General features: G+C 71.8%; 22 protein-coding genes and 1 pseudogene. 13 read left to right on the top strand and 10 right to left on the bottom strand.

Going from position 1 to position 21,973, the window contains the following annotated elements:
* From AOJ26_RS23055 to AOJ26_RS23065, 4 genes and pseudogenes are all read left to right on the top strand, one after another.
* Positions 1–194, top strand: a pseudogene (locus AOJ26_RS23055) (sugar ABC transporter ATP-binding protein); the annotation flags it as partial.
* A gap of 54 nt (positions 195–248) precedes the next feature.
* A complete protein-coding gene (locus tag AOJ26_RS43550) occupies positions 249–395 on the top strand; it encodes a hypothetical protein (protein WP_159044372.1) in 147 nt (48 codons plus the stop codon).
* Between the two features lie 100 nt (positions 396–495).
* On the top strand, positions 496–1,884 hold the full coding sequence (locus AOJ26_RS23060) for an aldehyde dehydrogenase family protein (protein ID WP_053850248.1): 1,389 nt from the start codon (positions 496–498) through the stop codon (positions 1,882–1,884).
* A gap of 11 nt (positions 1,885–1,895) precedes the next feature.
* Positions 1,896–2,975, top strand: coding sequence for a Zn-dependent alcohol dehydrogenase (locus AOJ26_RS23065; protein ID WP_053850249.1), 1,080 nt, complete (start codon positions 1,896–1,898; stop codon positions 2,973–2,975).
* Positions 2,976–3,078: 103 nt separating this feature from the next.
* On the opposite strand, the gene AOJ26_RS23070 is transcribed toward AOJ26_RS23065, so the two are convergent.
* From AOJ26_RS23070 to AOJ26_RS23080, 3 genes are all read right to left on the bottom strand, one after another.
* Positions 3,079–4,014 carry a DMT family transporter gene (locus AOJ26_RS23070; protein WP_053850250.1) on the bottom strand — a complete coding sequence of 312 codons (936 nt, stop codon included), beginning with the start codon at positions 4,012–4,014 and terminating at the stop codon, positions 3,079–3,081.
* A 69-nt stretch (positions 4,015–4,083) separates the two neighbouring features.
* Positions 4,084–4,803 carry an ArsR/SmtB family transcription factor gene (locus AOJ26_RS23075; RefSeq protein WP_179200362.1) on the bottom strand — a complete coding sequence of 240 codons (720 nt, stop codon included), beginning with the start codon at positions 4,801–4,803 and terminating at the stop codon, positions 4,084–4,086.
* Positions 4,804–4,859: 56 nt separating this feature from the next.
* Entirely contained in the window at positions 4,860–5,501 is a 642-nt protein-coding gene (locus AOJ26_RS23080) for a TetR/AcrR family transcriptional regulator (RefSeq protein ID WP_053850251.1), read from the bottom strand.
* A 76-nt stretch (positions 5,502–5,577) separates the two neighbouring features.
* Between AOJ26_RS23080 and AOJ26_RS23085 the strand changes: the two genes are divergently transcribed.
* The 3 genes from AOJ26_RS23085 (at position 5,578) to AOJ26_RS23095 (ending at position 8,323) form a co-directional block, all read left to right on the top strand.
* Positions 5,578–6,732 (top strand): acyl-CoA dehydrogenase family protein, encoded by a 1,155-nt coding sequence (locus tag AOJ26_RS23085; RefSeq protein WP_053850252.1) that lies wholly within the window; start codon positions 5,578–5,580, stop codon positions 6,730–6,732.
* Positions 6,733–6,791: 59 nt separating this feature from the next.
* The gene (locus AOJ26_RS23090) at positions 6,792–7,079 is read left to right on the top strand and encodes a YiaA/YiaB family inner membrane protein (protein WP_020117785.1); all 288 of its coding nucleotides are present in this window, start codon (positions 6,792–6,794) and stop codon (positions 7,077–7,079) included.
* Positions 7,080–7,696: 617 nt separating this feature from the next.
* On the top strand, positions 7,697–8,323 hold the full coding sequence (locus AOJ26_RS23095) for a TetR/AcrR family transcriptional regulator (protein ID WP_053850253.1): 627 nt from the start codon (positions 7,697–7,699) through the stop codon (positions 8,321–8,323).
* A gap of 4 nt (positions 8,324–8,327) precedes the next feature.
* Here AOJ26_RS23095 and AOJ26_RS23100 read toward each other — a convergent pair whose 3' ends face one another.
* Complete coding sequence (locus AOJ26_RS23100; RefSeq protein ID WP_053850254.1) at positions 8,328–8,789, bottom strand: MaoC family dehydratase; 462 nt, start codon at positions 8,787–8,789, stop codon at positions 8,328–8,330.
* Positions 8,790–8,896: 107 nt separating this feature from the next.
* Between AOJ26_RS23100 and soxR the strand changes: the two genes are divergently transcribed.
* Positions 8,897–9,400: a redox-sensitive transcriptional activator SoxR gene (gene soxR, locus AOJ26_RS23105; protein WP_053850255.1), complete on the top strand. Its 504-nt coding sequence runs from the start codon at positions 8,897–8,899 to the stop codon at positions 9,398–9,400.
* A gap of 137 nt (positions 9,401–9,537) precedes the next feature.
* Positions 9,538–10,170: a hypothetical protein gene (locus tag AOJ26_RS23110; protein WP_053850256.1), complete on the top strand. Its 633-nt coding sequence runs from the start codon at positions 9,538–9,540 to the stop codon at positions 10,168–10,170.
* On the opposite strand, the gene AOJ26_RS23115 is transcribed toward AOJ26_RS23110, so the two are convergent.
* Positions 10,116–10,838, bottom strand: a complete 723-nt coding sequence (locus AOJ26_RS23115) for a 3-keto-5-aminohexanoate cleavage protein (protein WP_053850257.1) — start codon at positions 10,836–10,838, stop codon at positions 10,116–10,118. The genes AOJ26_RS23110 and AOJ26_RS23115 overlap by 55 nt on opposite strands.
* 90 nt (positions 10,839–10,928) lie before the next feature.
* Positions 10,929–11,531 (bottom strand): hypothetical protein, encoded by a 603-nt coding sequence (locus tag AOJ26_RS23120; RefSeq protein ID WP_053850258.1) that lies wholly within the window; start codon positions 11,529–11,531, stop codon positions 10,929–10,931.
* Between the two features lie 232 nt (positions 11,532–11,763).
* On the opposite strand from AOJ26_RS23120, the gene AOJ26_RS23125 reads away from it, so the two are divergent.
* Positions 11,764–14,550, top strand: a complete 2,787-nt coding sequence (locus tag AOJ26_RS23125) for a penicillin acylase family protein (protein WP_053850259.1) — start codon at positions 11,764–11,766, stop codon at positions 14,548–14,550.
* An 87-nt stretch (positions 14,551–14,637) separates the two neighbouring features.
* Here AOJ26_RS23125 and AOJ26_RS23130 read toward each other — a convergent pair whose 3' ends face one another.
* Positions 14,638–15,873: an exo-beta-N-acetylmuramidase NamZ domain-containing protein gene (locus AOJ26_RS23130; RefSeq protein ID WP_053850267.1), complete on the bottom strand. Its 1,236-nt coding sequence runs from the start codon at positions 15,871–15,873 to the stop codon at positions 14,638–14,640.
* Positions 15,874–16,037: 164 nt separating this feature from the next.
* On the opposite strand from AOJ26_RS23130, the gene AOJ26_RS23135 reads away from it, so the two are divergent.
* From AOJ26_RS23135 to AOJ26_RS23145, 3 genes are read left to right on the top strand one after another with little or no spacing between them, the layout of a single operon-like run.
* Positions 16,038–16,811: an SDR family oxidoreductase gene (locus AOJ26_RS23135; protein WP_053850260.1), complete on the top strand. Its 774-nt coding sequence runs from the start codon at positions 16,038–16,040 to the stop codon at positions 16,809–16,811.
* Positions 16,808–18,475, top strand: a complete 1,668-nt coding sequence (locus AOJ26_RS23140) for a class I adenylate-forming enzyme family protein (RefSeq protein ID WP_053850261.1) — start codon at positions 16,808–16,810, stop codon at positions 18,473–18,475. The genes AOJ26_RS23135 and AOJ26_RS23140 overlap by 4 nt, the downstream gene beginning before the upstream one ends.
* A 26-nt stretch (positions 18,476–18,501) precedes the next feature.
* Complete coding sequence (locus AOJ26_RS23145) at positions 18,502–19,095, top strand: TetR/AcrR family transcriptional regulator (protein ID WP_053850262.1); 594 nt, start codon at positions 18,502–18,504, stop codon at positions 19,093–19,095.
* Between the two features lie 17 nt (positions 19,096–19,112).
* Here AOJ26_RS23145 and AOJ26_RS23150 read toward each other — a convergent pair whose 3' ends face one another.
* The 3 genes from AOJ26_RS23150 to AOJ26_RS23160 form a co-directional block, all read right to left on the bottom strand.
* Complete coding sequence (locus AOJ26_RS23150; protein WP_053850263.1) at positions 19,113–20,327, bottom strand: acyl-CoA dehydrogenase; 1,215 nt, start codon at positions 20,325–20,327, stop codon at positions 19,113–19,115.
* Positions 20,328–20,332: 5 nt separating this feature from the next.
* Positions 20,333–21,376, bottom strand: a complete 1,044-nt coding sequence (locus AOJ26_RS23155) for a phosphotransferase family protein (protein ID WP_053850264.1) — start codon at positions 21,374–21,376, stop codon at positions 20,333–20,335.
* Between the two features lie 153 nt (positions 21,377–21,529).
* Entirely contained in the window at positions 21,530–21,826 is a 297-nt protein-coding gene (locus AOJ26_RS23160; RefSeq protein WP_053850265.1) for a hypothetical protein, read from the bottom strand.
* Between the last annotated feature and the right edge of the window lie 147 nt (positions 21,827–21,973).

Raw genomic sequence — 21,973 nt, forward strand, 5'->3', positions numbered from 1 at the left:
ACCCCGTTCCCGAGCCCGCCTCCGCCGACCCCCGTCTCCCCGGCGACCTCGTCGTCCGCACGACCCCGGACATCGACCTGCGCCGCGGGATGCAGGTCCCGCTCCTGGTCGACATCTCCCACCTCTTCGTCTTCGACCAGCACGGCGACCGCATCTGCCCGTCCCCGGACCATCTGCCGGACCTGGACGAGTGAGGGCGGACGCGGGGGCGGCGGAGCGAAGGGGCCCCTACGGCCCGACGGAGTGAAGTGAGGGCCACGGGCCCCCTGAGCGGCCGCTCCCTCTCCGCCGGGCAGGTGCGCGGCCGCAACACGCCCAGGGGCCTCCTCGCCGGCGCCCCCTTCCGCCGGGAAGCCGTGGCGCGGGTGGACGAGCGGGCCCGTGTGGACTTCTGATGTCCGTGGACGGTCCGGTCCTGCTCTGGCGCGAAAAAACTATCGTCGCTAGTTTATGAGGCCGGACGACACGGCACGGCCCAGCCCGGGAGGACGCACCATGAAGGCGCACGACGGCATGTACATCGACGGGGAGTGGCGCCCGGCCGCCGGCCCGGACGTGATCGAGGTCGTGAACCCGGCCGACGAGCAGGTCATCGCCCGGGTCCCGGCCGGCACCGCCGAGGACGTCGACAGCGCCGTGAAGGCCGCCCGTACCGCCCTCCCGGCCTGGGCCGCGACCGCTCCGGCCGAGCGGGCCGCCCGGTTGGCCGCACTCCGGGACGTCCTCGCGGCCCGCAAGGACGAGATCGCCGAGACGGTCACCGCGGAACTCGGCTCACCGCTGAAGTTCTCGCAGAACGTCCACGCCGCCGTCCCCGTCGCGGTCGCCGCCTCCTACGCCGAGCTCGCCGCGACGTACTCCTTCGAGGAGAAGCTGGGCAACTCCACCGTCCACCTGGAACCGGTCGGTGTGGTCGCCGCGATCACACCCTGGAACTATCCCCTCCACCAGATCGTCGCCAAGGTCGCCCCGGCCCTCGCCGCGGGCTGCACGGTCGTCCTCAAGCCCGCCGAGGACACCCCGCTGGTCGCCCAGCTCTTCGCCGAGGCGGTCCACGAGGCCGGTGTCCCGGCCGGGGTCCTCAACCTGGTCACCGGGCTCGGCCCGGTCGCGGGGCAGGCCCTCGCCGAGCACCCGGACGTCGACCTGGTCTCCTTCACCGGCTCCACCGCGGTCGGCCGGAAGATCGGCGCCACCGCCGGTGCCGCCCTGAAGAAGGTCGCCCTGGAGCTGGGCGGCAAGTCCGCCAACGTCATCCTGCCCAGCGCCGACCTCGCCAAGGCGGTCAACGTCGGCGTCGCCAACGTGATGTCCAACTCCGGCCAGACGTGCAGCGCCTGGACCCGGATGCTCGTCCACCGGGACCAGTACGACGAGGCCGTCGAGCTCGCCGCCACCGCCGCCGCGAAGTACGGCGAGCGCATCGGACCCGTCGTCAACGCCAAGCAGCAGGCACGGGTGCGGGGTTACATCGAGAAGGGCGTCGCCGAGGGCGCCCGGCTGGTCGTCGGCGGTCCCGAATCCCCGCGCGAGCAGGGCTACTTCGTCGCCCCGACCGTCTTCGCCGACGTGACAGCCGAGATGACGATCGCCCAGGAGGAGATCTTCGGCCCGGTCCTGTCCGTCCTGCGCTACGAGGACGAGGAGGACGCCCTGCGCATCGCCAACGGCACGGTCTACGGCCTCGCGGGCGCCGTCTGGGCCGGTGACGAGGCGGAGGCGGTCGCCTTCGCCCGCCGGATGGACACCGGGCAGGTCGACATCAACGGCGGACGCTTCAACCCCCTTGCCCCCTTCGGCGGTTACAAGCAGTCCGGCGTCGGCCGCGAGCTCGGCCCGCACGGACTCGCCGAGTACCTCCAGACCAAGTCCCTCCAGTTCTGAGGAGTCCTCCCGTGGTTCGTGCCGCCGTCCTTCCCGCCGTGGGTGCTCCCCTGGAGGTCGTCGACATCGACCTCCCGGACCCCGGACCCGGCCGGGTCCGGGTCCGCCTCGCCGCCGCCGGGGTCTGCCACTCCGACCTGTCCCTGTCCAACGGCACCATGCGCGTCCCCGTCCCGGCCGTCCTCGGCCACGAGGGCGCGGGCACGGTCGTCGCCGTGGGGGAGGGGGTCACCGGGGTGTCGCCCGGAGCCGGGGTCGTCCTCAACTGGGCTCCCTCCTGCGGTGCTTGCCACGCCTGCTCGCTCGGCGAGGTCTGGCTGTGCGCCAACGCGCTGAACGGCGCCGCCGACGTCCACGCCCGCACCGCCGACGGCACAGACCTCCATCCCGGCCTGAACGTCGCCGCGTTCGCCGAGGAGACGGTCGTCCCCGAGTCCTGCCTCCTGCCGCTCCCCGAGGGCATCCCGCTCACCGACGCCGCCCTGCTGGGCTGCGCGGTCCTCACCGGCTACGGCGCCGTCCACCACTCGGCGCGGGTCCGCGAGGGCGAGACGGTCGCGGTGTACGGCGTCGGGGGAGTGGGACTGGCCGCGCTCCAGGCCGCCCGGATCGCGGGCGCCTCGAAGATCGTGGCGGTCGACGTCTCACCGGAGAAGGAGGAGCTGGCGCGCGCCGCCGGAGCCACCGACTACGTGATCGCCTCCGAGAACACCGCCCGCGAGATCAGGGGCCTCACCGGCAAGCAGGGTGTCGACGTCGCCGTCGAGTGCGTCGGCCGCGCGTCGACCATCCGCACGGCCTGGGACTCCACCCGCCGCGGCGGCCGTACGACGGTCGTCGGCATCGGCGGCAAGGACCAGCAGGTCACCTTCAACGCCCTGGAGATCTTCCACTGGGGCCGCACCCTCGCGGGCTGCGTCTACGGCGACTCCGACCCCGCCGCGGACCTCCCGGTGCTCGCCGAGCACGTCCGGGAGGGCCGTCTGGACCTCGGGATGCTGGTCACCGAGCGGATCGCGCTGGACGGCATTCCGGTGGCCTTCGACAACATGCTGGCGGGCAAGGGCGGCAGGGCCCTCGTGGTGTTCTGACCGCCGGTCGGCGTGTGCACGAGGGGGCGCGGGGAACCGCGCGACCGGCCCCCACTCATCCGCAGCCGCCCGACAACCGCACCGGTAGGCGGGCAGGGCGGGTTCACGCGGGGTCCGACGCCTTCTCGGGCCGCGGTTCCGGTGCCGTCACCGGGGCCGCGGCCGCCCGTGCGCGGGAGCGGGACACCGCCACGCCCGCCAGGCACAGCACCCCGCCCGCGAGCGTGAACAGCCCCGGGACCTCGCCGAGCGCCAGCCACGACATCAGGACGACCAGCGCGGGCACCGCGTAGGTGGTCGCGCCCATGCGGCTGGCGGTCGTACGGGCGAGGGCGTAGGCCCAGGTGGTGAAGGCCAGGGCGGTCGGGAACACGCCCAGGTAGACCATGTTGAGGGTCGCCGAGGCGGGGGCGTCGGCGGCCTCGGACACCAGCCGGCCGGCGAACGGCAGGCAGACGACGGCGCCCACGAGGCAGCCGAAGGTCGTCGCCTGAAGCGGGGACGCGGAGCCCAGGACCGGCTTCTGCGCGACGACTCCGCCGGCGTAGGCGATGGCCGCGAGCAGGCACAGGACCACACCGAGCACGGAGGCGCCGCCGTCGTCGGACATCGACAGGCCCACGGTGACCGCGCCCGCGAAGGACACCGCCATCCCGGCCAGCAGCCGGGGCGGCATCGCGTCGCCGAGCAGGCGCGCGCCGAGCAGGGCGATCAGGAGCGGGCCGATGTTCACGACCAGGGCCGCGGTGCCCGCGTCCACCTGCTGTTCGCCCCAGTTGAGGACGACCATGTAGAAGCCGAACCACAGCACGCCGGAGATCGCGATGCCGCGCCAGGCGGAGCGCGGGGGGAGCCCTTCCCGGCGTATCAGGCAGATCACGCCCAGGGCGAGGGCGCCGGAGAGGAGCCGGCCGAGGGCGAGCGCGCCGGGGGAGTAGGCGGCACCCGCGCTGCGGATGGAGACGAAGGCGGAGGCCCAGAGGACGACGGTGACGGTGGCTGCGGCGGCTGCGAACAGTTCGGTGCGGCGGGGGTGCATCATGCTCCTGAGGTTAAGGACCGGGGCGAGCCAGGGCTCGCGGATTTCGGACGGGCCGTTCGCGGACGCTCAGCGCAGCGTTCGGGTGTCGATGCCCAGGAGGTCGGCCCACATCTGTTCTCCCGTCGCCGTCACCTTCACCGCCCTCTCCGAACCGATGCGCACGCACCAGCCCGCCTCCAGCGCGTGCCGGCACAGGGCCGCCCCGGCCACGCCCGCCAGGTGCGGTCGGCGTTCCGTCCAGTCGAGGCAGGCCCGGGCCAGGGGGCGGCGGCCCGTGCGGCGGAGGGCGATGCCGGCGTCCGCGAACCACGCGAGGCCCGCCTCCGTGAGGGCGAACCCCGTGTCCTGGCGCAGGAGTTCACGAGCTGTCAGTGCGTCCGTCAGGGCGATGCCCAGGCGGCCCGCGAAGTGGTCGTAGCAGGTGCGGCCCCGGGCCATCGCCGAACCGGCGCTCGCCTCCCGCAGGTTCCGCGGACGTCGGTCCGGGTCCGGGGAGACCTGTGCCGCGAGGTCCTCCACCAGGTGCGCCACCCTCGCGTCGGCGAGGCGCACGTACCGGTGGCGCCCCTGGCGCTCCTGCGCGAGCAGTCCGCCCGCGACCAGGTGGCCGAGGTGCTCGCTCATGGTCGACGCGGCGACCCCCGCGTGGCGGGCGAGCTCGCCCGCGGTCCAGGCCCGGCCGTCGAGGAGCGCCAGGAGGCAGGCGGCCCGGGTCTCGTCGGCGATCAGGGCGGCGAGCCTCGCCAGTCGGGGTGCCTGCGGGTCCTTGGTCATGCGGTCCAGCATGGGGCAGGAATGTTTCGGCGCCCACCGAAACAAGTGCGGCACCCGTCGGAGCGGGGCTACGCGGGGCGTCCGACCTGCTCGTACTGCCGGGCGAGACCGTCCAGCAGGGCCCGGAGACCGGTCTCGAACGCCCGCTCGTCGATCTTCTCCTGCTGCTCGGCGAGCAGGTGCGCCTGGCCGAGGTGGGGATAGTCGGCGGGGTCGTACGCGCTCGCGTCGTCCACGAAGCCCGCGGCGAACGAACCGAGCGCCGAGCCCATGACGAAGTACCGCATCAGCGCGCCGATGGAGGTGGCCTGCGCAGGGGGCCAGCCCGCGTCGACCATGGCGCCGTAGACCGCGTCGGCCAGGCGCAGTCCGGCGGGGCGCCGGCCGGGGCCCCGGGCCAGGACCGGGACGATGTTGGGGTGGTCGCGCAGGGCGGTGCGGTAGGAGACGGCCCAGTCGTGCAGGGCGGTCCGCCAGGCCCGTCCGTCCTCGAACATCGACAGGTCGACCTGGGCGCTCACCGAGTCGGCGACGGCCTCCAGGATCTCGTCCTTCGTCCGGAAGTGGTTGTAGAGGGACGGGCCGCTGACCCCGAGTTCCGCCGCGAGCCGGCGCGTGGACAGTGCCGCCAGGCCCTCCGCGTCCACGAGCGCGCGGGCCGTCTCGACGATCCGGTCGGTGCTGAGGAGGGGCTTGCGCGGTCGGGCCATGGCGCACATAGTAGGGCTGCGAACAAGAAACTAGCAGTGCTAATTTAATCGTGTCCTTCTCAAGTGAGGTGATCTCGTGGTCGACCTGGGGCTCAGCGAGGAGCAGACCGCCGTCCGGCGGCTCGCGCGGGACTTCGTGTCCCGGGAGATCGCCCCCCACGTCGTCGCCTGGGACCGCGCGGAGGAGGTGGACCGGTCCATCGTCAAGAAGCTCGGCGAGGTCGGTTTCCTCGGGCTGACGATCGACGAGGAGTACGGCGGCTCGGGCGGCGACCACCTCGCGTACTGCCTGGTCACCGAGGAGCTGGGGCGAGGCGACTCGTCCGTGCGCGGGATCGTGTCCGTCTCGCTGGGGCTGGTCGCCAAGACGGTCGCCGCGTGGGGCAGCGAGGAACAGAAGCGGCGCTGGCTCCCCGGGCTCACTTCCGGCGCTTACGTCGGCTGCTTCGGCCTCACCGAGCCCGGCACCGGCTCCGACGCGGGCAACCTGGCCACGCGTGCGGTGCGGGACGGCGACGACTACGTCATCGACGGCACCAAGATGTTCATCACCAACGGCACGTGGGCCGACGTGGTGCTGCTGTTCGCCCGGTCCACGGACGCGCCCGGCCACAAGGGCGTCTCCGCCTTCCTCGTACCGACGGACACCCCCGGGCTCACCCGCCGCACGATCCACGGCAAGCTCGGCCTGCGCGGCCAGGCCACCGCCGAACTGGTCCTGGAGGGGGTGCGCGTGCCCGCCTCCGCGATGCTCGGCGAGGAGGGCAAGGGGTTCTCCGTCGCCATGTCCGCGCTGGCCAAGGGGCGGATGTCGGTGGCGGCGGGGTGCGTGGGCATAGCCCAGGCCGCGCTGGACGCGGCTGTCCGGTACGCCGGGGAGCGCGAGCAGTTCGGCAAGCCGATCGCGGGGCACCAGCTGGTCCAGGAACTGATCAGCGACATCGCCGTCGACGTGGACGCGGCCCGGCTGCTGACCTGGCGGGTGGCCGACCTGATCGACCGCGGCGAGCCCTTCGCCGTCGAGTCCTCCAAGGCCAAGCTCTTCGCCTCGGAGGCGGCGGTGCGCGCCGCGAACAACGCGCTTCAGGTGTTCGGCGGCTACGGCTACATCGACGAGTACCCGGCGGGCAAACTGCTGCGGGACGCCCGCGTGATGACCCTCTACGAGGGCACGAGCCAGATCCAGAAGCTGGTGATCGGGCGGGCGCTGACGGGGGTCTCGGCGTTCTGAGTACCGTCTGAGTACCTGAGCGGATGTGGCCCCTGCCGCTCCTGGCCGAGACTCTGGCCATGAGTGACACACCGGTCAAGCAGCAGAACACGGCCGCCTTCTACGGTCAGGCCGTCGCCTCTTTCGCCGTGGCCATGGCCGCGACGGCCGTCGGCATCTTCCGTCTGAACGCCGACGCCTGGGTGCGGGGCTTCCTCGCGATCGCCGTCCTGTACCTGGTCACCTCCGCGTTCACCCTCGCCAAGGTCATCCGCGACCGCCAGGAGGCGGGCCAGATCGTCAGCCGGGTCGACCAGGCCCGCCTGGAAAAGCTGCTCGCCGAACACGACCCGTTCGAGAAGCTGTGACGGGGACGACCGGGACGCCCTGCCGGGGCCCACGGAGGCTCGGCCCACGGTAGTTGCCCACCGCCCTCGGCCCCCGGCCTTCCGGCATCGCCCAGCCCCCACTCGGACCTGCGGAGTCTTTCTTCGGTCTGTTGGGGGCGCCGGTGGCGCCCCACCCCCTTCGGCCCTGCCCCGGGCTTCCGCCTTCGCTCAGGCTCGTGGTCGTGACCCGGCCCGTCCGGGGAGGCATGGGTCGCAGCAGGTGCCCGCTGCCTTCGGCACCCGGGGGTTCGGCGTCGCCCCGCCCCCACTCGGACCTGCGGACTTGCGCTTCGGTCTGTTGGGGCCCCACTCCCTTCGGCCCTGGGCTCGTGGGGTCGTGGTCAGCCCGTCAGGGGAAGCTCGGGCCGCCGTACTGGCCCGCCATCCTCGCCCCGCGTACGGCCTCGCCCCGAGGTTCTCCATCTCGCTCCGGCTCGAAGGTGTCGTGGCCAGGTCGGTCCGGAGGGCCGTCCACGGACCCGCGGGGTCGGCAACGCTCTCCTTCCCGTGCCCGGCACCCCCTGAGCGGGGATGCTAAGCGCTCGCTCAGGTTCGGCGGTATGGTGGGGGTTCTGAACAGTGGAGAGGGGCGTGCGATGAGTACGGCGGAGGAGACGGCCGGCGGCGAGACGTCGGCGTGGGGCGAGGTCACGCCCGACGCGGCGCGGCGGCTGCTCGTCGCCGCGGTGGAGGCGTTCGCCGAGCGCGGCTACCACGCCACCACGACCCGGGACATCGCGGGCCGGGCCGGGATGAGCCCCGCCGCGCTCTACATCCACTACAAGACCAAGGAAGAGCTGCTGCACCGCATCAGCCGGATCGGTCACGCGAAGGCGCTGGAGATCCTCCAGGTCGCGGCCCGCGGCGAGGGCACCGCGACCGAGCGGCTCGCGAACGCGGTCAGCTCCTTCGTGCGGTGGCACGCCGGCGGCCGTACCACCGCCCGGGTCGTCCAGTACGAACTGGACTCCCTCGGCCCCGACGCCCGCGCCGAGATCCTCGACCTGCGCCGGCAGTGCGACGCCGTGGTGCGCGGGATCATCGAGGACGGCGTGGCCTCGGGTGAGTTCGACGTGCTCGACGTGAAGGGCACCACCCTCGCCGTCATGTCGCTCTGCATCGACGTGGCCCGCTGGTTCAACGTCGACGGCCCCTGGACGCCCGACGAGGTCGGCGCGCTCGACGCCGACCTCGTGCTGCGGATGGTGGGGGCGGCGAAGTAGCCGCTCAGAGGTAGTAGCGGGACACCGACTCCGCCACGCACACCGGCTTGTCCCCGCCCTCGCGCTCCACGCTGAAGGCGACGGTGACCTGCACACCGCCCGCCACGTCCTCGACGCCGGTGATCCGCGCGGTGGCGCGCAGACGGGAGCCCACGGGAACCGGCGCGGGGAAACGCACCTTGTTCGTCCCGTAGTTGACGCCCATCCGCACGCCCTCGACCTTGATGAGCTGCGGTCCGAACAGCGGCAGCAGGGACAGGGTGAGATAGCCGTGCGCGATGGTCGTGCCGAAGGGGCCCTGCGCGGCCTTCTCCGGGTCGACGTGGATCCACTGGTGGTCACCCGTGGCGTCCGCGAACAGGTCGATGCGCTTCTGGTCGACCTCCAGCCAGTCGGTGTACCCGAGCTGCTCGCCGACCGCCGCCTTCAGGTCGTCGGCGCCCGTGAAGATCCTCGGCTCTGCCATGTCCCGGCCTCCTCGCCACATGATGTCTAAGCGACTGCTTAGCATGGTCGGCCGGGAAGCCCCTGTCAACGGACCGCGAGGGTGACGGCATGGGTAGGCTTCGAGGGGTGCCCCAGATTCCCGAGAAGATCCACGAACTCACGGTCGGCCAGCTCGCCGCCCGCAGCGGCGCCGCCGTCTCCGCCCTGCACTTCTACGAGTCCAAGGGCCTGATCAGCAGCCGTCGCACGACGGGCAACCAACGCCGCTACTCCCGTGACGCGCTGCGCCGGGTCGCGTTCGTCCGGGCCGCCCAACGCGTCGGCATCCCCCTGGCCACCATCCGCGACGCCCTCTCCCAGCTCCCCGAGGAACGCACCCCCACCCGCGAGGACTGGGCCCGCCTCTCCGAGGCGTGGCGCTCCGAACTCGACGAGCGCATCAAGCAGTTGAACCGCCTACGCGACCACCTCACCGACTGCATCGGGTGCGGCTGCCTCTCCCTCGACACGTGCGTCCTGTCCAACCCCGACGACGTCTTCGGCGACCGGCTGACCGGTTCACGGCTGCTGGTGGAGCGGGGCGGCGGCGGGCAGAAGAACGACCGCCGCGACCAGGAACGCTGCCGCTGAGCCGTACGGCCGGGCGCGGCATCCGTTCCGCCCCGGCCGTGCAGGAACCCGCTGGTGCGTCCTGCCGGGGCCTGGTGGCGTCGCGCTCTTCGGCCGGCGGCGACTCCGTGCCCGGAGTCCTGACGGGATCGACTCCCATGAGCGCAACCGCCCTTGAGGCAGCCCTGGCGGACATCGACACCGTGTTCAACGGCTTCGCTAGTCCCGCCGAGACCGGGTGCGAGCGGTGCTTCCTCCCGGCGGAGACGGCGTATCTGCGCATGCCGTACACCCGGGTGCCCGCCGATCCGGTGCGCCGGTTCGTCTTCAAGGTCCCCGACCACTTCGAGGATCACGCCGCGGTGATGCGCCGCCTCCTGCCGCAGACCGCGCACGCCATGGCCGACGGCAGCATGGAAGGCATCGGTCGGGGGCGGCACGGCCTGAGCCGGGTCGACTGGCGGGCCTGGCCGGCCGAACAGGCGGTGGCCGTCGAGGCGTTCGTGCTCACATGGTGGGACGACACCCTCGGGACCCCTGAGCCGCCGTACCCCGTGCACGACGTGTTCGAGACCTGCGCCATGATCCTGGGAGACATGACCCCGCTCCTCGACCGCTTCCGGACGGGCCCCGTGGTCGCCGCGCTCCGGTCCTGGTTGGCCGCCCACGCCCCCGCCCGCCTGCGCGCCCGCGGCGAGTTCGGCCTGGCCGTCCGGGCCGAACTCCTCGCCCTGCCCTACGGCGACCGCTGGGCCCACCCGTACTGGACCAGCCCCTCGGCCACCAACTGAGCGTTGGACGAGGCCCGTCGGCCGTCCGGCAGGACCAGCATGTCCTCCAGGCCGACCCTCGTCGCGAGCCCCAGCCGGCCGGCCAGCCGCAGCACCGGCCAGGCGCCGGCGTCCTCGCCGTGCAGCAGCACGGGACGGCCGTGGGCCCCGCCGAGCTCGGCGAGCAGCGAGCGCGCGGTGGCCTCCGGCGCGTCGGTGTCCGTCACCTCCGCGAGGACGCGCAGCACCTTCGGCCCGAGCGGGGACTGCGCGAACTGCTCGGCCGCGGCCGTACCGGACCAGATGCCGGCCTCCACGCCGACGCCCAGGTCGATCAGCGCCGCGGCGAGCGACTCGGCCCCCGGCTCGTGCCAGTTCACCGAGGCGTGGTCGGGCAGCACGGTCCAGCTCCGGACGCGGGCGACCCGCTCCGCCGGGTCCTGTTCCGCCCAGGCGCCGGTCGTCACACCGACCGGGACCGACACCCGTGCGCGGATCGCCTCCAGCGTCGCCGCGACCACCCGCGGCGACAGACTGTCCCGCCCGCACGGTGTCTTGGGGTGGACATGGATGTCCGTGGCGCCCGCGGCCACGGCCTCGGCCGCCGACTCCGCCATCGCCAAGGGCGTGAGGGGCACCGCCGACCCGTCGGCGGCCCCGCGCGGACCGTTGAGACACACCTGCACCATTCCTCGATGGTGCCAGGCGGCACTGACATTCCGAGCCCGTTCAACAGGGGGTGCGGCATCCCCGGCGCACCCCCGGCGCGCCCACACGCTCTAGGCCGACATCAGCAACCGTCCGCGCCTGGCGTCCGCCAGGGCCTCGGGTGTGAGCACGGGCCGCGGCACCAGGATTCCGCAGTCCGCGCAGACCGGGCCGGTCGAGGGTTCGTGGTCCAGTTCGTACTTCCAGACAAGCCGCTCCCCGTCGCACACCGGGCACACCGCGCCCGGTTCGCGCTCCAGCGCGGAGATCAGCCTGCGCAACACCTCGGCCAGCGAGTCATCGGGGTGCACCCTGGGGTCGTCGCACCACGCGACTCCGAACCCGCCCCAGGTCAGCCGGTGCCAGTCGTCCACACTGCCCGGCCTGCGCAACCCGTCGTGCTTCTCCTTCTTGCGCCGCTCGGCGAACTCGACCTCGTAGGCCAGCCAGACCGAACGCGCCTCCTCCAGTTCCTCCAGTGCGGCCACGAGCCGCGCTGGGTCCGGGGAGCGGTCCTCGGGACCGAATCCCGCCCGGGAGCACAAGTGGTCCCAGGTCGCCCTGTGCCCGTAAGGGGCGAACCGCTCAAGGCACTTGCGCAGCGAGTAGCGCCGAAGCGCCAGATCGCACCGCGGATCCCGCACCTGTCTCGCCAGACTCCGGAAACCGGCCATCGCCCTGCACCTCCGTCACACCTGCACCTGTACTTCGGTCACTTCGGCGTCGCCGCACGGACTTCGCACGGCGTTGCCGAATAGACGTATCGACAAGCGATTCGGCTCCATCCGATTTCCGATGCCCCCCATAAGCTCAAGAACCCCTGCCAAAACTTGACGCATGTTCATCTTCAATCCCGGGGATACCGGCGGTAACGTCCGGCCACACCCCCCGTCGGTTGGAGCTGCCATGCCACGGCGCACCTCACGCACCGCACTCGACAGACTGAGAACTCCCGGCAGACTCACCGGGTTCCTGAAGTCCGCATCCATATGCGTCCTGATTGCCGGTCTTTTGTCCCCGCTTGCCCAGACGGCCTCGGCCGCGGAGACGGCGGCGCCCAACGACTACTGCGGCGGCCAGTGTTCCGACATCCTGCCGCCCGGTCAGAACGGCAACGCGACCCTCGCGCAGATCCTCCTCAACCAGGCCTTCGGCACCCAGCCCGACCACGCCGAGGACCAGCTCGGCCCCTACGCCAACCTGGCCAAGGGGTACCCCACGCTCACCAGTTCCACCATCAACACCTTCTTCAACGACGCGTCGTTCGGGGTCCCGTCCGATCAGGTGGCCTCCACCCTGAGCCCGGCCGGCCGCACCGACGTGAAGATCGTCCGTGACAAGAAGACGGGCGTCCCGCACATCACCGGTACCACCCGGTACGGCACCGAGTTCGGCGCGGGCTATGCGGCCGCACAGGACCGGCTGTGGCTCATGGACGTCTTCCGGCACGTGGGCCGGGGACAGCTGACCGCCTTCGCGGGCGGCGCCCCCTCCAACCAGGGGCTGGAGCAGCAGTTCTGGCGCAACGCGCCCTACAGCGAGGCCGACCTCCAGGCGCAGATCGACAACGCGGTCGCGGCCAACGGAGCCCGCGGCCAGCAGGCACTCGCCGACGCCAACGCCTATCTCGCCGGCATCAACGCCTACATCGACGCCTCCGACAGCGGCCGTTACTTCCCCGGCGAGTACGTCCTGACCGGCCACAAGGACTCGATCACCAACGCCGGTACCATCGAGCACTTCAAGCTCACCGACCTGGTCGCGCTGGCCTCCGTCATCGGCGCCCTGTTCGGCTCAGGGGGCGGCGGCGAGGTCAACAACGCGATCTCCCTGATGGCCGCCCAGGAGCGGTACGGCGTGACGAAGGGCACCGAGGTCTGGGAGTCCTTCCGCGAGCGCAACGACCCCGAGGCCGTCCTCACCGTCCACAACGGCGAGAGCTTCCCGTACGCCGGCAAGCCCGCGAACCCCCAGGGCGAGGCGCTGCCCGACGCCGGTTCGGTGAGCACCGAGCCGCTGGTCCACGACCCCACGGGCACCGGCGCCGACCAGAGCGCGAGTGCCGCCTCCGCCACGGCCACCGCGAACGCCCTCACCTCCGCCAAGCGCGGCATGTCCAACGCCCTCGTGGTGAGCGGGAAGTACACGGCCAGCGGTCACCCGGTCGCCGTCTTCGGCCCCCAGACCGGCTACTTCGCCCCCCAGCTCCTCATGCTCCAGGAGATCCAGGGCCCGGGCCTGAGCGCCCGCGGCGCCTCCTTCGCCGGCCTGAGCATGTACGTCGAACTCGGCCGCGGACAGGACTACTCGTGGTCCGCCACGACCTCCGGCCAGGACATCATCGACACCTACGCCGTCGAACTGTGCCAGGACGACTACCACTACCTGTACCACGGCACCTGCACGGCCATGGAGAAGATCGAGCAGAGGAACTCCTGGACCCCGACCACGGCCGACGGCACCGCCGCGGGGTCGTACACGATGCGGGTCTGGCGCACGAAGTACGGCCCCGTCGACTACCGGGCGACCGTCGGCGGCAAGAAGGTCGCCTACACCACCCTGCGCTCCTCCTACATGCACGAGGCCGACTCGATCATCGGTTTCCAGATGCTCAACGACCCCGACTACGTCAAGAGCCCGCAGACCTTCCAGAGCGCGGTGCAGCACATCAACTACACCTTCAACTGGTTCTACGCCGACTCCACGCACACCGCGTACTACAACAGCGGGGACAACCCGGTGCGCGCGTCCGGCGTCGACGCCGAGTTCCCGGTGTGGGCGCAGTCGGCGTACGAGTGGCGGAACTGGAACCCGGCGACCAACACCGCCGACTACACCCCGCCCTCCGCGCACCCCAACTCCATCGACCAGGACTACTACATCTCCTGGAACAACAAGCAGGCCAAGGACTACACGACCGCGCCCTGGGGCGACGGCTCGGTGCACCGCGGCAACCTGCTGGAGGACCGGGTGAAGAAACTGGTCGCCGCGGGCGGGGTCACCAGGACCTCACTGGTGAAGGCCATGGCCGACGCGGCCCTCGCCGACCTGCGCGCGGAGGACGTCCTCCCGGACCTGCTCAAGGTGATCAACAGCTCGACGGTCACCGACTCCACGGCCGCGGCGGCGGTGAGCAAGCTCCAGACGTGGCTGACGGCCGGCGGCAAGCGCACCGAGACGTCGGCCGGTTCGAAGAAGTACGCCGACGCCGACGCGATCCGCATCCTGGACGCGTGGTGGCCGCTGCTGGCCAAGGGCATCTTCGAACCGGGCCTCGGCACCTCCCTGTACACCGCCATGCAGGCCAACCTGCCCGTCGACGAGTCCCCGTCGGCCGCGCACGGCCCCACCGGCGCCCACGCGGGCAGCTCCTTCCAGTACGGCTGGTGGAGCTACGTCGACAAGGACGTCCGCGCGGTGCTCGGCGAGAGCGTGCGGGGCCCGCTGGCGGACAAGTACTGCGGCGGCGGCAGCCTCGGCGCCTGCCGGGACATCCTCATCAGCACCCTGAAGACGGCGGCCGGCAAGACCGCGGCCCAGGTCTACCCCGGCGACGACGTGTGCTCGGCGGGCGACCAGTGGTGCGCCGACTCGATCGTGCAGCGCACCCTGGGCGGCATCAAGCACTACAACATCAGCTGGCAGAACCGTCCGACCTACCAGCAGGTGGTGGAGTTCACCTCGCACCGGTAGGAGCACCGGTGCCGGTACGGCGGTCGGCGGCGGGTCCGTGGACAACGGCCCCGCCGCCGGCACCGACGGCTCATCCGTACGCACGGCTCATCTGTAGAGGAGATAGTTCTTCCGCATCCGCCGGAAGGCGCTCAGCTCCTCCTGCCAGCCCGCCACGACCTCGTCGGTGCCCGCGCCGGCGTCGATCATCGTGCGGACCCGGCTGGACCCGGTGAGCTTGTCGATCCAGTTGTCCGCGCGCCAGGCGAACCCGGACCAGGTCTGCCTGGCGGTCACGAGCAGGGCGACACCGGTGCGGACGGGGTCGTACGCGGGCCGGTCGTGGACGTGGATCTGCACCCCGCCGATCGTCTTTCCCTGGAACTTGGAGAAGGTGGGCGCGAAGTAGGCCTCCCTGAAGTGCACGCCGGGCAGGCCGAGTTCGTTCGCGGCGGCGGCCCAGCGGCCGTCCAGGCCCTCCGCGCCGAGCAGTTCGAAGGGGCGGGTGGTGCCGCGGCCCTCCGAGAGGTTCGTCCCCTCGAAGAGACAGGTGCCGGAGTACACCAGCGCGGTGTCCGGGGTCGGCATGTTCGGGCTCGGCGGGACCCAGGGCAGGTCCCAGTCGTCGTAGAACTCCGAGCGCCGCCAGCCCGTCATCAGGACCGTGTCCAGGGGGACGGGCGTGGTGAGGAACTCGCCGTTGAAAAGGCGGGCCAGCTCCGCGACGGTCATGCCGTGCGCCTGGGAGACGGGCTGTCGGCCCACGAAGGACGCGAACTCCCGGTGCAGGACCGGGCCCAGGGCCGCGCGGCCGGTGACGGGGTTCGGGCGGTCCAGGACGACGAAGCGCTTGCCGGCGAGCTGGGCCGCCTCCATGCAGTCGTACAGGGTCCAGATGTAGGTGTAGAAGCGGGCGCCGACGTCCTGGATGTCGAAGACGACCGTGTCCACGGCGGAGGCGGTGAAGACGTCGGCGAGGGCCTGGCCGCTCTTCAGGTACGTGTCGTAGACGGGGAGGCCGGTCGCGGGGTCGTCGTAGCGGCCTTCGGAGCCGCCGGCCTGGGCGGTTCCGCGGAAGCCGTGTTCGGGGCCGAAGACGGCCCCCAGGTTCACTCTTTCGTCGGCGTGCATCACGTCGACGATGTGTTGGACGTTCCGGGTGACACCCGTGGGGTTGGTGACGATGCCGATGCGCCGGCCTCGGAGTTGTTCGTAGCCGGACGCGGCGAGGTTCTCGAAGCCGGTTCGTCTGCGACCGGGCCGGGCGGCGGAGGCCGGTGGCGTCGAGGTGACTGAAGCTGCTGCCGTTGTCGCTGCGAGGAGGGCTCGTCTGGATAGGCGCATGTTGTGCACGTTATGCGCTCCCGCGGGTTGTGGGGAGGGTGCGGGTCGTCCGTGGCTGGTCGCGCAGTTCCCCGCGCCCCTGAAGGCCGGACCAGTCACCCTTCCCTCCTACATACCGACCGGTTAGTCTGACCGGGCAGTCGAGCCGGAGTCGAAGGAGACCGATGGTGGAAGCCCTGCAAGGTGCCGGAGTGGTTGTGACCGGGGCGGGAGGTGGCATCGGGGCCGCGCTCGCGCGGCGGTTCGCTGCGGAGGGGGCCCGGGTCGTCGTCAACGATCTCGATGCCGGGCGGGCCAAGGCCGTCGCCGAGGAGGTCGGGGGCACAGCCGTCGCCGGGGACGCCTCCGCCGTGATCTCCGATGCCCGTGACGCCCTGGACGGCGTCGTCGACGTCTACTGCGCCAACGCCGGGGTCGCCTTCGGGGGCGGCAACGCCGACGAGGCGCTCGACGAGACCGGATGGGCCACGTCCTGGGACGTCAACGTCATGGCCCACGTCCGGGCCGCCCACGCGCTGCTTCCGGCGTGGCTGGAGCGGGGCAGCGGCCGGTTCGTGTCGACCGTCTCCGCCGCCGGGCTGCTGACCATGATCGGGGCGGCCCCCTACGCCGTCACCAAGCACGGGGCGTACGCCTTCGCCGAGTACCTGTCGCTGACGTACCGGCACCGCGGGATCAAGGTGCACGCGATCTGCCCGCAGGGCGTGCGCACCGACATGCTCGCGGCCACCGGGACCGCGGGCGACCTGGTGCTCAAGCCGACCGCCGTCGAGCCGGAGGACGTCGCAGAGGCGCTGTTCCGGGGGATCGAGGAGGACCGCTTCCTGATCCTGCCGCACCCCGAGGTCGCCGAGTACTACCAGGTGCGGGCCGCCGAGCCCGACCGCTGGCTGTCCGGCATGAACCACCTCCAGCGCAAGTGGGAAGAGGTCCGATGAGCGAGTCCCGGTACGCCGCCAAGCCCTGGCTCGCGCTGCTCAGCGAGGCCCAGCGCGCTCCGATCGCCCCCGACGACTCGCTGGTGCACGCCCTGCGCCGGGCCGTCGCCGAGGCACCGGAGCGGCCCTTCCTCGCCTACTTCGACGGGCGGCTCACCTACCGTGAGGCCGACGAGCTCAGCGACTCCGTCGCCGGGCACCTCGCCGCCCGCGGGCTGGAGCGCGGGGACCGGGTGGCGATCCTGCTCCAGAACTCGCCGTTGTTCGTGCTCGCGCTGCTCGGCGCCTGGAAGGCGGGCGCCGTCGTCGTGCCCGTCAACCCCATGTACAAGTCGGGGGAGGTCGGCCATGTGCTGCGGGACGGCGAGGTGGCCGCGCTGATCTGCTCCGACCGGGCCTGGGAGTCGTACCTGCGCGAGACGGCGGCCGGCTCGCCGGTGCGGATCGTGCTCACCGGGTGCGAGCTGGACTTCCAGACCCGCGGCGACGCGCGCGTGCTCGCCTTCGAGCGGCTGCCGCAGGCCGGGGACGCCGACGACCTGGCCGCGGTCGCGCGGGCCGGCCACAAGGCGCCCGAGGGACGGGACGTCACGCCCTCGGACATCGCGCTGATCAGCTACACCTCCGGCACCAGCGGCACCCCCAAGGGCGCCACCAACACCCACGGCAACATCATGTACAACGCCGAGCGGCAGCGGACCGGGCTCGGGCTGCCCGAGGGGCCCGTGTACTACGCCCTGGCCCCGCTGTTCCACATCACCGGCATGGTCTGCCAGCTCGGGGCGTGCCTGAACAGCGTGGGCACGCTCGTGCTGACGTACCGCTTCGAGGCGGGCGTGGTCCTGGAGGCCTTCGCCGAGCACCGGCCTCACTACACGGTCGGCCCCTCGACCGCCTTCATGGCCCTGGCCGCCCACCCGGACGTCACGCCCGAGCACTTCTCGTCCTTCGTCAACATCTCCTCGGGCGGGGCCCCGCTGCCGCCCGCCCTGGTGGAGAAGTTCCGGGCCGGTTTCGGCCCGTACATCCGCAACGGCTACGGGCTGACCGAGTGCTCCGCGCCCTGCGCGTCCGTGCCGCCGGAGCGGGAGGCGCCCGTCGACCCGGTGTCCGGGACGCTCGCGGTCGGGGTGCCGGGGCCCGACACGGTCGTACGGATCGTCGACGAAGCCGGCGCCGAGGTCCCGTTCGGAGAGCAGGGCGAGATCGTCGTGCGCGGGCCGCAGGTCGTGCCCGGGTACTGGCGGCGGCCGGAGGCGACCGCCGAGACCTTCCCGGACGGCGAGCTGCGGACCGGTGACATCGGTTTCATGGACTCCGAGGGCTGGCTGTACGTCGTCGACCGCAAGAAGGACATGATCAACGCATCCGGCTTCAAGGTGTGGCCGCGCGAGGTCGAGGACGTGCTGTACACGCACCCGGCGGTGCGGGAGGCGGCTGTGGTCGGGGTGCCGGACGGGTACCGCGGGGAGACCGTCAAGGCGTACATCAGCCTCCGTCCGGGTGTCGAAACCGACCCCGATGCGCTCGCCGCGTACTGCAAGGAGAGACTGGCGGCCTACAAATACCCGCGACAGGTGGAGATCCTGCCCGAGTTGCCGAAGACGGCCAGTGGCAAGATCCTCCGTCGGGAACTCCGTTCCCGACCGCACGACGGCGAATGACCTTACGGAAGGCAGGTGGCGGCACAGTGCCCAGGACGACGGACGGAGACGGTACGCCCGTCCCGCAGCGGCTGCTGGCCGCCGCCACCCGGCTCTTCGCCGAGCAGGGCTACGACCGCACCTCCGTGCAGGAGATCGTCGAGGCGGCCGGCGTCACCAAGGGGGCGCTGTACCACTACTTCGGCTCCAAGGACGACCTCCTGCACGAGGTGTACGCGCGCGTGCTGCGCGTCCAGCAGGAACGCCTGGACGCGCTCGCGGGCGCCGACGAGCCGATCGAGAAGCGGCTGCGGGCCGCCGCCGCGGACGTCGTGGTCACCACGATCGAGAACCTCGACGACGCGTCGATCTTCTTCCGCTCGATGCACCACCTGAGCCCGGAGAAGAACAAGCAGGTCCGGGCCGAGCGGCGGAAGTACCACGAGCGCTTCCGCGCGCTCATCGAGGAGGGCCAGGAAGCGGGCGTCTTCTCGAAGGCGACCCCGGCCGACCTCGTCGTGGACTACCACTTCGGCTCGGTCCACCACCTGTCGACCTGGTACCGCCCCGATGGCCCGATGGGACCGCAGGAGGTCGCCGACCACCTGGCCGACCTCCTCCTGCGGTCCCTGCGGCCGTAGAGCGGCTTCCGGGCCTGCTAGAGGTACTTCTTCAGCTCCCGGCGCGCGAGCGAGCGCTGGTGCACCTCGTCCGGGCCGTCCGCGATCATCAGGGTGCGGGCGCCGGCGTACAGCTCGGCCAGCGGGAAGTCCTGGCTGACCCCGCCCGCGCCGTGGAGCTGGATCGCCCGGTCGATGATGTCGACGACCGCGCGGGGCGTCGCGATCTTGATGGACTGGATCTCGGTGTGCGCGCCCTTGTTGCCGACCGTGTCCATCAGCCAGGCCGTCTTCAGGACCAGCAGACGCAGCTGCTCCACGGTCACGCGCGCGTCGGCGATCCAGTTGTGGACCACGCCCTGCTGGGCCAGTGCCTTGCCGAAGGCCGTGCGGGAGACCGCCCGCCGGCACATCAGCTCGATCGCCCGCTCGGCCATGCCGATCAGCCGCATGCAGTGGTGGATCCGGCCCGGACCGAGGCGGGCCTGGGCGATGGCGAACCCGCCGCCCTCCTCACCGATCAGGTTCGCGGCCGGCACGCGCGCGTGGTCGAAGATCACCTCGGCATGGCCGCCGTGGTAGTGGTCCTCGTAGCCGAAGACCTGCATCGCGCGCTTCACCGTGACGCCCGGGGTGTCGCGGGGGACCAGGATCATGGACTGCTGGCGGCGGATGTCCTCGCCGTCCGGGTCGGTCTTGCCCATCACGATGAAGATCTTGCAGTCCGGGTTCATCGCCCCGGAGATGTACCACTTGCGGCCGGTGACGACGTACTCGTCGCCGTCCCGTTCGATGTGCGTGGTGATGTTCGTGGCGTCGGAGGACGCGACCTCCGGCTCGGTCATGGCGAACGCCGAGCGGATCTCACCGGCCAGCAGCGGCTCCAGCCACTGCTTCTTCTGCTGCTCGTCGCCGAACTGGGAGAGCACCTCCATGTTGCCGGTGTCCGGCGCCGCGCAGTTCAGCGCGGTCGGCGCCAGCTGCGGGGAACGCCCGGTGATCTCGGCGAGCGGCGCGTACTGGAGATTGGTCAGCCCGGCGCCGTGCTCGGAGTCGGGCAGGAAGAGGTTCCACAGGCCCTGCCTGCGCGCCTCCGCCTTCAGCTCCTCCACCACGGCCGGCGTGTCCCACGGCGAGGCCAGCTGCGCCCGCTGCTCCTCCGCGACGGCCTCGGCGGGGTAGACGTGCTCGTCCATGAAGGCGAGCAGCTTGGCGCGCAGCTCCTCGGTGCGCGCGTCGAACGCGAAGTCCATGCGGATCAGCCTTCCTGGATGCCGTCGCGAAGAGTGGTGAGACCGTGCTGGATGAAGACCGGGACGAGGTCGCCGATGCGGTCGAAACCGCGGCCGACCGTCTGGCCCTTGGTGTAGCGGTAGTGGATGCCCTCCAGGATCACGGCGAGCTTGAACCAGGCGAACGCCGTGTACCAGGACACCTCCGAGACGTCCCGGCCCGAACGCTCGGCGTACCGCGCCACCAGTTCGGCCGGGTCCGGGTGGCCCGGGGCCTCGGCGGTCGTGGAGACCGGGGAGTCGGGCATGCCCAGCGGCAGGCTGTACATCACCAGCAGCCCGAGGTCGGTGAGCGGGTCGCCGAGGGTGGACATCTCCCAGTCGAGGATCGCCTTGATGCGGTCGTCGTCGCCCATCAGGACGTTGTCGAGCCGGTAGTCGCCGTGCACGACCGTGGCCGTCGGGGACCGGGGGAGGCGCCGGCCGAGCGTCGCGTGCAGCTCGTCGATGCCGGCGAGGTCGCGGTTGCGGGAGGCGTCGAGCTGCTTGCCCCAGCGGCGCAGCTGACGGTCCAGGAAGCCCTCAGGGCGCCCGAAGTCGGCGAGTCCGACCGCCGCCGGGTCCACCGCGTGCAGCTCGACGAGGGTGTCGACGAGGGACAGCACGGCGTCGCGGGTGCGCTCGGGGCCGAGCGGGGCGAGCTGGTCGGCGGTGCGGTACGGGGTGCCCTCGACGAACTCCATGACGTAGAACGGCGATCCGGGCGCGGCCTCGTTCGCGGGGTCCTCGCACAGCAGGACCGGGTTCGGGACCGGTACGTCCGTGGGGTGCAGGGCGCTGATGACCCGGTGCTCGCGCTTCATGTCGTGCGCGGTGGCCAGGACGTGGCCGAGCGGGGGCCGCCGTACGACCCACTTCGTGGCGCCGTCCGACACCGCGTACGTGAGGTTCGACCGTCCGCCCTCGATCAGCCGGCCGGTCAGGGGGCCCTGCACCAGGCCGGGCCGCTCACGGTCGAGCAGGCCGCGCAGCCGGTCGAGGTCGAGGCCTGGCGGATGGTCGGGGCTCATCAGGGCTCCTTACGCGCGCGGGAACGGGTACCGACCATCATGCCGACTGGTCGGTATGTCGTCCAGGGGGAACGGTGAACGTGATCCGGCCCACGATAGGCCGACGGCTCCCCACGTGGTGCGGCGGGGAGCCGTCGGCAGGTCGCGATCAGGTCAGTGGTCGTCCCAGTGGCCCTCGTGGGCGGCGTGCCGGTGGCCGTCGTGGAGGTAGTCGACGTGATCGCCGTGCAGCACGCTCTCGTGACCGCAGTCCTGGCCGTGCCGGTGGTCGTGCCCCTCGTGCGAGACGTGCCCGCCGGGCTCGCACTCGTCCCAGTGACCCTCGTGCTCGCGGTGCAGGTGTCCGTCGTGCGCGTAGTCGACGTGGTCCTCGTGCCGCACCTCGGTGTGCCCGCAGCCCGAGCCGTGCGTGTGCGCGTGAGAGGCGTGTTCGTGGTGGAGGGTGGTCATGGTGCTCACCTTCGAAGCGAGGGGTGATGACGTCGCACAGGCTGCCACGCGAAGGGTGCGCGTCCGGACATTCCGACCTGCGTGGCGCACGAGTACCCCGGAGGGTCGAGGGCGGTCGCGGTGGCGGGGTCGGGCTGGGCACGGCTG

It is taken from the genome of Streptomyces sp. NRRL B-24085 (assembly GCF_001282115.1).
GTDB lineage: Bacteria > Actinomycetota > Actinomycetes > Streptomycetales > Streptomycetaceae > Streptomyces.

What these genes read in the sequence shown, in the direction of transcription:
- AOJ26_RS23160 (WP_053850265.1), bottom strand. Translation starts at nt 21,826, where the DNA reads ATGACCACCCTCCACCACGAACACGCCTCTCACGCGCACACGCACGGC.
- AOJ26_RS23075 (WP_179200362.1), bottom strand. Translation starts at nt 4,803, where the DNA reads ATGCTGGACCGCATGACCAAGGACCCGCAGGCACCCCGACTGGCGAGG.
- AOJ26_RS23090 (WP_020117785.1), top strand. Translation starts at nt 6,792, where the DNA reads ATGAGTGACACACCGGTCAAGCAGCAGAACACGGCCGCCTTCTACGGT.
- AOJ26_RS23150 (WP_053850263.1), bottom strand. Translation starts at nt 20,327, where the DNA reads ATGGACTTCGCGTTCGACGCGCGCACCGAGGAGCTGCGCGCCAAGCTG.
- AOJ26_RS23125 (WP_053850259.1), top strand. Translation starts at nt 11,764, where the DNA reads ATGCCACGGCGCACCTCACGCACCGCACTCGACAGACTGAGAACTCCC.
- AOJ26_RS23080 (WP_053850251.1), bottom strand. Translation starts at nt 5,501, where the DNA reads ATGGCCCGACCGCGCAAGCCCCTCCTCAGCACCGACCGGATCGTCGAG.
- AOJ26_RS23095 (WP_053850253.1), top strand. Translation starts at nt 7,697, where the DNA reads ATGAGTACGGCGGAGGAGACGGCCGGCGGCGAGACGTCGGCGTGGGGC.
- AOJ26_RS23120 (WP_053850258.1), bottom strand. Translation starts at nt 11,531, where the DNA reads ATGGCCGGTTTCCGGAGTCTGGCGAGACAGGTGCGGGATCCGCGGTGC.
- AOJ26_RS23100 (WP_053850254.1), bottom strand. Translation starts at nt 8,789, where the DNA reads ATGGCAGAGCCGAGGATCTTCACGGGCGCCGACGACCTGAAGGCGGCG.
- AOJ26_RS23115 (WP_053850257.1), bottom strand. Translation starts at nt 10,838, where the DNA reads ATGGTGCAGGTGTGTCTCAACGGTCCGCGCGGGGCCGCCGACGGGTCG.
- AOJ26_RS23070 (WP_053850250.1), bottom strand. Translation starts at nt 4,014, where the DNA reads ATGCACCCCCGCCGCACCGAACTGTTCGCAGCCGCCGCAGCCACCGTC.
- AOJ26_RS23155 (WP_053850264.1), bottom strand. Translation starts at nt 21,376, where the DNA reads ATGAGCCCCGACCATCCGCCAGGCCTCGACCTCGACCGGCTGCGCGGC.
- AOJ26_RS23140 (WP_053850261.1), top strand. Translation starts at nt 16,808, where the DNA reads ATGAGCGAGTCCCGGTACGCCGCCAAGCCCTGGCTCGCGCTGCTCAGC.
- AOJ26_RS23135 (WP_053850260.1), top strand. Translation starts at nt 16,038, where the DNA reads ATGGTGGAAGCCCTGCAAGGTGCCGGAGTGGTTGTGACCGGGGCGGGA.
- AOJ26_RS23060 (WP_053850248.1), top strand. Translation starts at nt 496, where the DNA reads ATGAAGGCGCACGACGGCATGTACATCGACGGGGAGTGGCGCCCGGCC.
- AOJ26_RS23130 (WP_053850267.1), bottom strand. Translation starts at nt 15,873, where the DNA reads ATGCGCCTATCCAGACGAGCCCTCCTCGCAGCGACAACGGCAGCAGCT.
- AOJ26_RS23110 (WP_053850256.1), top strand. Translation starts at nt 9,538, where the DNA reads ATGAGCGCAACCGCCCTTGAGGCAGCCCTGGCGGACATCGACACCGTG.